General features: G+C 34.2%; 9 protein-coding genes. 3 read left to right on the plus strand and 6 right to left on the minus strand.

Annotated elements, in window-relative coordinates:
- Positions 1-6: 6 nt before the first annotated feature.
- Both A0F92_RS03850 and A0F92_RS03855 read left to right on the plus strand, forming a co-directional pair.
- Positions 7-2232 (plus strand): patatin-like phospholipase family protein, encoded by a 2226-nt coding sequence (locus tag A0F92_RS03850; protein WP_068241880.1) that lies wholly within the window; start codon positions 7-9, stop codon positions 2230-2232.
- 52 nt (positions 2233-2284) lie between these two features.
- Positions 2285-2926, plus strand: a complete 642-nt coding sequence (locus A0F92_RS03855; RefSeq protein ID WP_068241882.1) for a J domain-containing protein — start codon at positions 2285-2287, stop codon at positions 2924-2926.
- A 16-nt stretch (positions 2927-2942) separates the two neighbouring features.
- On the opposite strand, the gene A0F92_RS03860 is transcribed toward A0F92_RS03855, so the two are convergent.
- The 4 genes from A0F92_RS03860 to A0F92_RS03875 all read right to left on the minus strand — a co-directional run bounded on the left by A0F92_RS03860 (position 2943) and on the right by A0F92_RS03875 (position 9242).
- A complete protein-coding gene (locus A0F92_RS03860) occupies positions 2943-3632 on the minus strand; it encodes a DUF4197 domain-containing protein (protein WP_068241998.1) in 690 nt (229 codons plus the stop codon).
- Between the two features lie 205 nt (positions 3633-3837).
- Complete coding sequence (locus A0F92_RS03865) at positions 3838-5118, minus strand: RagB/SusD family nutrient uptake outer membrane protein (protein WP_068241884.1); 1281 nt, start codon at positions 5116-5118, stop codon at positions 3838-3840.
- A gap of 17 nt (positions 5119-5135) precedes the next feature.
- Positions 5136-8216 carry a SusC/RagA family TonB-linked outer membrane protein gene (locus A0F92_RS03870; RefSeq protein WP_068241886.1) on the minus strand — a complete coding sequence of 1027 codons (3081 nt, stop codon included), beginning with the start codon at positions 8214-8216 and terminating at the stop codon, positions 5136-5138.
- A 279-nt stretch (positions 8217-8495) separates the two neighbouring features.
- Positions 8496-9242: a DeoR/GlpR family DNA-binding transcription regulator gene (locus tag A0F92_RS03875; RefSeq protein WP_068241888.1), complete on the minus strand. Its 747-nt coding sequence runs from the start codon at positions 9240-9242 to the stop codon at positions 8496-8498.
- Between the two features lie 84 nt (positions 9243-9326).
- Here A0F92_RS03875 and dnaG point away from each other — a divergent pair, with 84 nt between their 5' ends.
- Positions 9327-11255 carry a DNA primase gene (gene dnaG, locus A0F92_RS03880; protein WP_068241890.1) on the plus strand — a complete coding sequence of 643 codons (1929 nt, stop codon included), beginning with the start codon at positions 9327-9329 and terminating at the stop codon, positions 11253-11255.
- Position 11256: 1 nt separating this feature from the next.
- On the opposite strand, the gene A0F92_RS03885 is transcribed toward dnaG, so the two are convergent.
- A complete protein-coding gene (locus tag A0F92_RS03885) occupies positions 11257-11784 on the minus strand; it encodes a class IV adenylate cyclase (RefSeq protein ID WP_068241892.1) in 528 nt (175 codons plus the stop codon).
- Positions 11785-11787: 3 nt separating this feature from the next.
- Positions 11788-12477: a YdeI/OmpD-associated family protein gene (locus tag A0F92_RS03890; RefSeq protein WP_068241893.1), complete on the minus strand. Its 690-nt coding sequence runs from the start codon at positions 12475-12477 to the stop codon at positions 11788-11790.
- Positions 12478-12601: the final 124 nt, after the last annotated feature.

The following is a 12601-nucleotide window of genomic DNA, read 5'->3' on the forward strand; positions in this document are numbered from 1 at the left end:
CATGGTATGAAAGTCCTTACATTTTTTTTCCTGCTTTTTATACTTTCCACCAAATTGTTGGCGCAACATCCTGCAGTAGGATTAACCTTAAGTGGTGGTGGCGCAAAAGGATTAGCCCATATTGGCGTATTAAAAGCAATCGATTCGGCTCAACTACCTATCAAATATGTTACAGGCACCAGTATGGGTGCTGTAATTGGTTCTTTATATGCATTGGGATACTCGGCAGATACCATTGAACAAATAGCCAGGCAAACCAATTGGGATCAATTACTCTCCAACAATATTTCGCTCCGATCCTTCAGCATGCAGGAAAAAACAGATTATGGCAAATATGCCATTGAACTGCCCTGGGTAAACAATAGCTTCCGACTACCCAGTGGCGTAATTGAATCAGAAGAGTTATGGCTTAAATTAAATGAATTGTACTTTCCTGCTTATAAAATAAAAAACTTTAAAAAATTTTCAAAGTCGTTTGAATGCATCGCCACAAACATTTCTACCGGCGATGGCGTGGTATTAAACAGTGGCGAAATTGTATATGCCATTCGTTCCAGCATGGCCATACCCTCTGTTTTTACTGCTGTAAATTATCAGGGGAAAAAATTAGTAGATGGTGGCGTGGTAAGAAACTTTCCGGTAATTGATGCACAAAAAATGGGAGCAGATTTTTTAATTGGCAGTAATGTAGCCAGTGGCTTATTACCGAAAGATAAAATTAATAATATTATTCAGGTACTGCTACAAATAGCATTTTTCAGAAATGATGAAGATGCCATTAAAGAGAAAGCACTTTGCAATATTTATATTCCGCATGATTTAGAAGATTACAACATGGGCAGTTTTGGCTCGGCTGATGAAATTATTGATACAGGTGATAAAACCGGTGAAAAATATTATCCCGTTTTTAAACATCTTGCCGATTCGCTGCAAGCTTTGTATGGCAATCTGCATTTTCAAAAACAGGCATTGCCCAACCTACGTGCAGTAAAAATTACTGCATTTAGTATAAATGGCCTGCATCAAACAGATGCCAATTTCTTTTTAAAAAGAATGCAGTTTACGCTGAACCAATGGTATACTGCAGTTGATTTGTCGGAACATATTCGCAAAGCCTTTGGCACAAGATATTACAATAAAATTGTATACTCATTGCTGCCCATTACAGATAGTACGGCACAAATAGTATTTGATGTTGAAGAAAATCCCTTAACATTTGCCAAACTTGGCGTGAATTACAATCAGTTTACAGGCATTAGTTTAATTGCCAATATTACCAGTCGCGATTTTTTTACGCCCTATTCTAAAAGTCAGGTAACAGTAAATATTGGGGAGAATATGAGATTGCGCGGTGAGCATATTCAATATTTTGGTAAACACAAATTATTTTCATTGACTGCCACTACACAAATTGAATCATTAAACATTAACAGTTACAATAATTTTACCAAACAGGGATTATTTAAACAAGGCTATTTTTTGGCTGATGTTAATTTACGCTTCTCGCCAACGCGTGAACTTTCGTTAGGTGCGGGCACCCGATTTGAAAATTTAAATTATCGTCCACAATTGCCCGCAGCCTTTGAAGCCAGGGGAGGCATCAGTTATTTGAACCCTTATTTGTTTATCAAAGCCAATTCTTTAACCAACCCCATTTACCCGAAAAATGGCAGTAAAACAGATATAGAATTTGGAGAGATAAATAACCAAAACCCCAATGTAGAATATTATTTAAATGGCAATGAAATTCCCAATCCCGATTCACTTGGCATTCATTACAAAAGTTATTACAGAGCGTTTGTAAATGCCGAAAAATATATTCCACTCACCAAACGAAAAACATTATTTACCCAATTTCAGGGCGGATTGAATTGGAGAAATACCGGTGATGTAATTAATGCCTTTAATGTGGGCGGCTTAACAAATGTGTATAAAAACCAAATTACATTTGCAGGATTGGCAGAAGGATCCGTTGTTACCAATAGCATTGCAGCCATGCAGGTTGGATTGCGTTATCAAATATTTAACAATGGCTATATCATCACAAAAGCCAATGGTGCTTTTTATGATTTTGTAGATGGAAATTTTATGCCTGAAAAAGCCAAATTTTTATCGGGCTACTCTATTTCATTTGGCTATAATTTTGTATTAGGACCATTAGAAATCAGTGCTATGTATTCTGATCAGAGTAAAATGTTGCTTCCTTACATTAATCTGGGTATTCCATTTTAATACCCAACAACCAGCTGAACAGATTGTTATACTTATAGCCAACAAACAATGAATGAATTGGATGGAAGATTATTATCAAATATTACGGGTTGCACCCAATGCCAGTGATGGAGCCATCAGAAAAGCGTATCGAAAATTAGCCATGCAGTATCATCCCGATAAAACCGGCAATTCAGAAATGTTGGATGGTTATTTTAAAAAAATAAATGAGGCCTATACTATTCTTTCCAATCCTGATCAACGCAGGGCCTTTCATTTAAAATATTACGCAGCACATTTACCTGCATATACCATTACAAATGGCGCTTCAATATTGGCTGAATGTATACAACTACAGAAAAAAGTACTACAACAAGCCGATAATGTTAATGAAGAAGCAGTGGTATTAATGGTTAGTGAAATTATTTTATCAGCCAATAATCTGTTGATTTTAAAAGAAGAATCAAATAAAATTTCAATAGAAAAAATACGTAGTCAACTCATTGAACTTCTACACGTATTGAACTATAAAAACAGTGTACAATTGTATGAAACCATTGAAACCAGACTGCCCTTTGCAGGGTATGCACAAAAAATAGCAATAGAAAAACAATTGCAGGAAAAGAAACGACTTTATTATTGGGATAAATATAAATTTTTTGTAGCCCTTTTAGCCGCTATTTTAATCTGTATTGGTATCTATTCAATTGCATAAAAAGCGGCTGAAACCATTATTGGGCAAACACTTTTTTTAGCAAATCGGTGGTTTGGGCAACAGGATCTTTTCTGATTTTTTGCTCTTCCTGTGCAACCTGATAAAACAAACCATCCAGCGCTTTTTCGGTAACATATCCTGTTAAATCAGGATTTATTTTTTTTACAAACGGAACTTTATTATAGGTTGAGAAAACGCTATTCCAGTATTTGGTAGCATCCACTTTCACCAACGATTGTTTAACAATGGGTTTAAAAGAAGTGGTTAATGATGCGGTTGTTTTTTCTCTTAAATAATGGGTAGCTGCAGAATCTCCTCCTTTTAAAAGTTGCATACCATCCTGAATGGTCATGCCTTTAATGGCATTTACAAAAATAGGAGCAGCACTCTTTGCAGCATCTTCAGCAGCACGGTTCATGGTTAAAATAGCATTATCTACTTCGTTACCCAGGCCCATGTTACGCAATGTATTTTCAACTTTTTGAGCCTCAGGTGGCATTAAAATTTTAATAGCATTGTTTTTAAAATAACCATCCAGTGACGAAAGTTGTGTAACACTTTTATTCGCACCCACTTCCAACGCCTGTTTTAAGCCATCAATAATATCATCTTTAGAAAGTTCGGTACCTGAACCATTGCCCTTTACCAAATTTTCCAGCGCAGCAACGCCATTCGCAGCACTTGAATCTTTGGCATTATTTTTCAATAAGCCTTTTAAAAGTTGGGCTTGGGAGGAAAATACTGAAAAAAAAAACCAAGAAACACTAAAATCAATTTCATTATAAAAAATTTTACCAAATATAAACATGATTAATGACTTGATTTGCTACTAATTTTTATAACAACAAATTAAAACAGCGATACAAAAACCTATTTGAATCGCTGTTAAAAATAATTAAAATTGAGTTATACTAAAATGGAGGATCATTAGGCGTATTTGGATTATCATTTCTTTCTACAAATGGAAAAGGTAAATAGTTTCTTTTACGTTCAGAAACGTTTCTGTTAAATCTTCTTTCATCTATTAATTTTAAACCAGACATATAAAGTTCAATACATCTGTTCTTATAAATTTTGTTTAATAAATCATTTTGATCTGTATAACTAGTCGGTGGAAGGTTAGCACCAATCCCGAATGGATCTGAAGAAGGTGATTTAGTTACAACAATATTTAGTTGAATTAAAGCATTTGGCAAGTCATTTAGTCTGGCATAAGCTTCTGCCTTAATTAAAGTCATTTCTCCTGGCAAATAAACAGGTATACTACCGGTGGAAGTATTAAAAAAGCCTTTTATTCTATAAATTGGTGCAATGGCATTTGTAGATAAATAAAATGGTAGACGAGCATCACCTGGTTCTGGCTGAATACCTGCTGGTAGGCCAAGATTACCATCTGTTGGCTGATATACATTATTTGTTGAGGCAGCAATTGAGAAAATTGGATTTAATGTAATAGTATTATAATTGAAAACAGATTTAGTACTTAAATTAACTAAGTTAGCTGCTGAAAGTGCATCAGAATAATTACCAACAAATAAAGAATATCTTGCCTTTAATGCATATAAAGTATTCAGTAAATCTATACCTGCCGGTATATTGTTCAAAAAAGAAGTATTTGGAGGTGTTGTATTGATTACATTAATAGCATTATTTATAACACCAAGTGCTTTATTAAATCCATCATTACTACTTATAAAATTTACCTTAGAGCCAATAGTATCAGGGATATTGTTCCAAAAAGTTGCTAAATTTCCCATAGCTAAAGCTTTAAATATTGATGCATAAGCCAATAACCCACTTGCATAGCCTGGGTCTTTTACAACAGATAAATTATTCATGATATTATTTGCATCAGCTATAATTTTATTAGAAACAGACCACATACTTGTAGCAATTCCATTGGTGTTTAAAACAAAATTACCTCCTGCATAAAATTGCTGCTCATCTGTATTGCCTGCATTTACAACAAACAATTCATTTGCCAATAGGCCACTTGTTGAGATGTAATTGTATACATTACCTCCTCTGCCCGCAGTATACCAATTTTGCAATCCTACAGCAACGGCAGTAAGGGATTGAGGAGAATTAAAAGCCAGTTGGACAGATGGACCGGAAGGATCCGTAAAATTTTTTGAACATGAAGTAATTAAAATTACAAATACAAATAAAAATACATTTATATTATTTTTCATAAAATTAAATTTAAAAATTAAAACTTAGTATTAATTCCTATACTGAATGTTTTAGGAATTGGCACAGTACCAAAATCAATACCACGTAGAATAGTACTTTGCCCGCCGGCATTTACTTCGGGATCATATCCTTTATAGTTATCCCATGAAATTAAATTTCGTCCACTTAAATTCACAGTTAAATCTTTAAAATATTTTATATTTCCAATTCGATAAGCAATTGAAATTTCTCTAAGTTTTACGAAACTACCATTATCAATTCTCCATTCTTGTATTGGATACACGCCAGCAATATAACCGCGAGGTATTTGCCCTAAATCTTCTTGCTGAGCTATAACACCATTATCTACCCCCTGTCGTGTTCTAAAATCAGCATTAAATACATCAACTCCTTGTACGGCATCTATTTGTATGTGCAATAAAAGCTTTCGATAGGTAAAATCATTTGTAATTGTTCCTGTGTATTTTGGATTGGGATTACCTATTACTTTCTGTAATACAGCACCAGAGGGGAGGCCAGACTGGTTTCTGCCCGGAGTATAATGCAGTACTGAATTTTGTGTTCCTGCTTCAGTTAGTGGTATTCCGGAAGTATTTTTTATTAAAGCGCCATTGTTATCTCTGGCAAAGAATGTTCCATAAAAAACACCTATAGGTTGTCCAGCAATAATTGCAACCGGAGCACCTCCATTGGTATTATACAAAATAAGTTGCTGGCCGATATTGGTAGCTTCATTTTTATTGTGATTATAAATTATTGTAGCCTCCCAAGTAAAATTTTTCTTTTGAACAGGAACAAGATTTAAGACAAGTTCGTAACCCTGATTTTTAAGTGAACCTATATTATCCCATAAACTCGAATAACCATTTGTAGGTGCAATTAAACGATTTATAATTAAATCGTTCACTTTCTTATTATAGTAGTTAAAAGTTACATTTATACGATTATTAAAGAATGCCATATCAGTTCCTATTTCAATCTCATTTTGTCTTTCGGGTTTTATATTTGGGTTTGTATATGCACTGCCGGTTTGGAAAGAAGCTCTCCCTAAAAATGGAGAAGCAAATAATGTATTAAACCTTCCATATGCAGGTATCCCTGTTAAATTTCCTGATTCACCGAAAGCTGACCTGATTTTAAACAGATTCCACCAATTTGATAATCTAAGTTTTTCCCAAAAATCAGTACCGGAAATAACATAGCTTCCACTAAGTTTTGTATATACCTGATTTCTTTGCGATGTGGCAAAAACTGAAGAACCGTCTATTCTTATTGCCCCGGTAACAAAAAATTGATTCCTGTATTTAAAATTTTGTTGGATAAATTCTCCGGAAATTGAAACCTCACTTCGTTGATCAGAACCTGGTAACAAAGTACTTGCTCCACCTACCGATTGTACACTTGGTGGTAAGCCTCTCCCCTGCAACAATGTATAATTATTTTTAAAATATTGTTGAGAATAGCCAAGCTGAGTTACTGATGAAAGATTTTTATTGATATTAAACCGATAAGTTAAATTAGCATCATGATTAATTTGAAAATAAGTATTTGTGGCTGTACTTGCATATCCATTTAATGTGGGATCTAATGTTGGCCCGCCACCATAAAATGCAGTACTTACATTATAAGCATAAGGAGGTAAATAAGTAATTCCATTTTGAGCATAATTATCGATTCCCATATGATAATCAAAAGATAAATTTTTAATTGGATTTATTTTAAACCCAATACCACTTATTATTCTGCTAACAGTTTGCTTTTGTTTAAAATCTTCAATTACTGAAACAGGATTTACCCTTCCTCTTTCACCAACAGCCTGAATATTCCCTAATGCATCTCTCTTCTGAATATCATAATAATTACCAATAATAGTTACAGCATTAGTTGGCGAAAAAAATGTATTGCCATCTGGCTTTTCATTATCAAAATCGTAAATATAATTTGTGGTTAAATTAAAAGACATCCATTTTGTCATTGTTTGCTCTAAATTCAATCGAAAACTATATCTGTTAAAATTTGTGTTTCTTATAATACCTTCATTATATAAATACCCAGCCGATGCATAGTATTTAGTTTTATCCTTACCCCCGGAAACAGAAATATTATTTTCATTCCTTAACCCAGTTTGAAAAATATAATCTTGATAATTATAACGTTGAACAGCAGTAGTGTTTGTTATAGATGGCGTTAAAATAGTTTGGGTTTGCAACATAGGATCTCCGCCAAATTTAACAGGCGCATTGTTTATCGGTATTTGTTTTCGAAGCTGATTAATTCCAACATTTGTTGAAAAATTAACAACAGGCGCTCCGATACTTCCTTTTTTTGTAAAAATTTGAATAACGCCTGCATTTGCACGTGATCCATAAACGGCAGTTGCAGCAGCACCATTTAAAACCTCAATATGATCAATGTCTTCAGGATTTATGTCAGCTAGTCTATTCGTACCTATTGTACCTACAAAATTTTGCCCGGAATAACTTGGATCTGTATTTGTAACTCTGTTTGTTGAATTATCAACAATTACTCCATCTATTATGTAAAGTGGCTCAGATGAACCAGAAATAGTACTAATTCCCCGCAATCTTACAGATATACCTCCCGCTGGGTCACCTGAATTTTGTGTAATCTGTGCCCCTGCTGTTTTTCCCTGCAAAGAAGCTAAAACATTGCCACTTATAGCATTAGCCAACTGATCTGATTTTACAGTTGCAATATAACTTCCTAATTGACGCTTGGTAGTTCCTTCAGAAGTACCTGTTACCACTACTTCATCTAATTGTGATGCTGTACTTTTTAATATAATTACAACAGATTTTGCATTTACTTTAATGTTCTGATTTAAAAACCCTATATGTGTTACCATTAAAGTTTGCCCAATCCTTGCCTTTATAGAAAAAGCACCATTCTCGTCAGACTGTGAAAATATGTTTGTTCCTTGAACCTTGATTGTAACACCTTCTAACGGTAATTTACTTTCGGCATCTAAAATTTTTCCCGAAATAATGGATGTTTGCGCTGTCAGTTCTTGAATACTTCCTAAAATGAAAGTAAGAAACAAAATAAAGAATAAGCAGTTTTTAATTCTTCTTCTCATAAATAGAGTTTTGGTTAATTAAATATTTCCTGAAAGTAGCCGTAATCTATTTATAAAAAACATGAACAAATGTAGAATAACGCAATAAAACGCAGTAATAAAATTATTTTTTATCTACATAAATGTAAAGATGCCTTTTACCAATAGCATCACATAGTTACAAAGAAAATTTTAAGAAAAAAAATAAAAATCGGCAAAATCTTACATTTTTATTTAAAAAACGCAAAATGTTGCAACATTAAAGCAGCATAATACACCTTAAAATACCTGAGATGGTACTTATAAAATTTGAAGACCGGCTGTTTTATAAGACTCTAATCGAGTATCTGTGGGTTCTAATTCAGTAATAAGGGTATGAATAGCATCTAATTTACAAACCTGTAAGCGTTGTACCGTGTTTACTTTTTCTGAAATAGCTAATGAAACCGTTTTTAACGCACTGCTAATCATGGCTCTTTTTACTTCAATTACTTCCCATTCTAAATCAGTAATGCCTTTTTCCGCGTCAATGCTATTGGTACCTAAAAAACAGATATCGGCGGTAATTTCGCTTAAACGGGTAACTACTTCTGCACCAACAGCTATTTGTGCGTTTTTAGACAGTAAATTCCCCAGAAAAATAACCTGACTGTTGGGGTGGTTTAATAACTCCAATGCTACCGGAAGGCTCACGGTAATGAATGTAACATTCAATTCTTTGGGCAAAATTTTCACCATTTCTACAATGGTAGTGCCACCTGACAGGAGTACAAACATGCCATCTCTTAATAAAGCAATGGCCTTTTGAGCAATCATACGCTTTTCTGTTTGCTGGTATACCACATTGCTCTGTAAAGTAAAATGGAAGGCTTTCGATAATGCACCACCATGTACTTTGGTTATTTTACCCTGCTCATCCAACTCCTGTAAATCGCGCCGAATGGTATCTTCACTTACATTCATTTGCACGCTTAAATCAGACGATAATACTTTGTTATGGATATTAATTTGTTGCAGAATATATGCCTGCCTTTCCTTTTTTAACATATTAATATTTTTGTAAGGCCACTAAACTACAAATAAATTTTTTAAACCACCTGCTAATTGCAGATATTCGTATTTGTAAATTGTATGATTACCCCACAAACCATAGAACAAATTAAAAACCGTATCGATATACTCGATGTAATTGGCGATTATGTAAAACTCAAAAAACGGGGTGCCAATTACTTAGGTTTATGCCCTTTTCATAATGAAAAAACTCCTTCCTTCACCGTTTCGCCGGTTAAAGAACTGTACAAATGTTTTGGATGTGGTAAAAGCGGCAATACCATTACTTTTTTAATGGAACATAACAAATTAAGTTATGTTGAGGCTTTAAAATGGCTGGCAGAAAGATACCATGTACCCATTGAAGAAACCGAGGTAGGTGCCGAACAGCTTCAACAGCAGCATACTGCAGATAGTCTGTACATCATCAACAGCCATGCTCAGAAGTTTTTTTCAAATGCATTGTTTCATACTGATGAAGGCCGGCAAATTGCACTGAGTTATTTGTATGAAAGAGATTTTTCCGATGCGATTATCGAAAAGTTTCAGTTGGGATATAATCCTTCCACCAATCATCCACTATCCAACTATTTAATCAGTTATCAGTTCAATCCCGAACTTTTGTTGAAGTCAGGATTGGTTGTTCGAAGAAATGAATCTGACTGGGTGGATAATTACCGGAACAGAATCATTTTTCCCATCCACAACAATACCGGAAAAATTATTGGCTTTGGGGCCAGAATTATTGGCAAAAACGATAAAGCACCCAAATACATCAATACACCTGAAAACGAAATTTACGTTAAAAGCAAAGTACTGTATGGTATTTATTTTGCCCGTCAGGCTATTGATAAGGCTGATGAATGTTTATTGGTGGAAGGATATACAGATGTGATTAGTCTGCATCAGGCAGGTATTGAGAATGTTGTGGCCAGTGGTGGCACTTCCCTCACTATCGATCAATTGCGCAACATTAAAAAATACACCAACAACTTAACCATTATTTATGATGGTGATGCTGCCGGTGTTAAAGCAGCGTTAAGAGGATTGGATATGGCGCTGGAAGAAGGCCTGAATGTAAAACTGGTACTGATTCCGGATAATGAAGACCCCGATAGTTATGTTCGCCAATTGGGATCCGTTGCCTTTAATGAATTTATTGCTGCCAATAAAAAAGATTTTATTCTTTTTCAATTAGAGTTATTGCTGAAAGAGGCGGGGAATGATGTGGCAAAAAAAAATGCAGTGGTGAATCAAATTGCGGAAAGCCTCAGTAAAATTAATAAAGCTGAAGATTTTTCTAAACAGCAACATTATATAAAGCAAAGTGCTGCATTACTAAATGTAGATGAGGCAGGTTTATATAACCTGATTAATACCTACAAAAGAAATGAAATATCAAAAGCAGAAAAGAAAAATAGTTTTGCTGATGCTTCAACCACGTCTACACTGCCATTACAACCCAATACTGCAACCGAAGAAATTTCGTTGCTGCAACAGGATGAATTACAGGAACGTAATTTACTGCGTGCCTTATTGGAGCATGGTTTAAAGCAATGGGATGAAACCATGACGATGGCTGATTTTGTTTTTCAGGAAATTGAAAATTTTGAAATTGAAAATGCTTTAATTAACCAAACCATTCAAGAGTACAGGCAGTTATATGAACAGGATAAACAACCCGATGCAAAAACATTTTTGTACCATGAAAACAATGCCATCAGGCAGTTGGTAATTACCACCACCGTTTCGCCATTTGAACTGAGCCAGAAATGGGATGAAAAAATTGAAGGCCTGAATATTACCAACCGGGATGTAGCACATCAGGATATTTTATTAAGCGTTGATTATTTTAAACTTAGGAAAATAAAAAAAATGTTTGTGCAAAACCAGAAAGATATGGAAAATGCAAGTATGGAGGAGCAAATACGTTTAATAGAAGTGCACAAGCATTTAAAAGCAATTGAACGGGAACTTACACAGAAAATAGGTACCGTTATTTTAAAATAAATTATTGCAGATCTATCTCCATCAGCATATCGCTGTAACTATATTGCAATAATTCTTCTTCATGTATATTCAGCGCATCCATATAAGCAGCACATTGTGCCTGCAATTCCTGTTCTGTTTTTTCGGGATGTAATAAGTTACTGGCTTCTATTTCTACAAAAAAGCCTAAACCAACCACTTCATCTATATGAAATTTTACATTTTCAATGAAGAAAATTTTTCTTTTTTTATCAACCACAATTTTTTTACCAATTGCACGGGTTAACATATCTAACAGCGTATTACTATCTTTTACCTGTACCAATTGAAAATAAGATGGTTTGGGGCCTGACAGATTGGAGCGTTCATAATAAATAAGATTATTTTCAATATTTCCCTGACGCAATTTCAATCTGCCGTTTTCAACCTTAAAATAAGTATCTTTCTGAAAGTCAATACCTTTAAAATCAGCACCTGCACTAACTAAAAATGCTTCCACTTTTTCGGGGTGAAAGCATTTTGCTTTAATTTCTATATTAATAAATGCCATAATTTATTTTTCGAGCGGATTTTTCTTACCCGCCATTAATTTTTCAATAACAGCTTCCAGCCTGCGCTGTCTGGTATCTTGTTTTTTTGCCCCTTCAATCCAGCTTACATATTCTTTTTGATGAGAAACCGGCAATGCAGCAAAAATTTCTTTTGCTTTTTTATGTTTCGTAAAAATTTTTTCTAATTCAACAGGCGGCACAATTAAATTCTTATCAAAATCAATTCTCTTGTTGGTTTCTTTTTTTGGTTCATTTTCAACCACACCGGTAACAGAAACAACGGTTTCTTCAACCACAACGGCAGAGGCAAGTTTTTTAAACCGCATCGCACTCCATACATGGTCAATTTCTATCTGATCAATTGTTTCATACCCTTTATCAGTTAAACAGGCCCAACTGCAATCTCTGTTTAAATCACTTACAATTTTGCTGGTTTGCTTTGGAAATGCTATCCAAAGTTTGCTTTCCATGTGTAAAGCTGCAAATACTTCTTTTAAAATAGTATTTAACTGGCAAATATTAATGGCAAAAATGAGTGCAAAATCAACCTTTTTCGACTTTAATAAAGGTGTAACATTTTTTGCGTAAGATAGCTTAACGAATTGTTTTTCAATGGAAGAAGGCAGTCCTTGTATAAGAATTGCCCTTTCATTATTTAATTCTAACTTTTCAAATAAACTCTGATTTGACATGCCTAAAACAAATTTCAGGTGATGTAATTGGGAGATGAACAGGATTGCAAAATTAATGAAAATAATCTGTTTTTGCCGATATTTCTAAGAATGAAACTTAAACAGGCAAATATTTACCAATTAA

This window comes from Hydrotalea flava (assembly GCF_001623405.1).
Classification (GTDB): domain Bacteria; phylum Bacteroidota; class Bacteroidia; order Chitinophagales; family Chitinophagaceae; genus Hydrotalea; species Hydrotalea flava.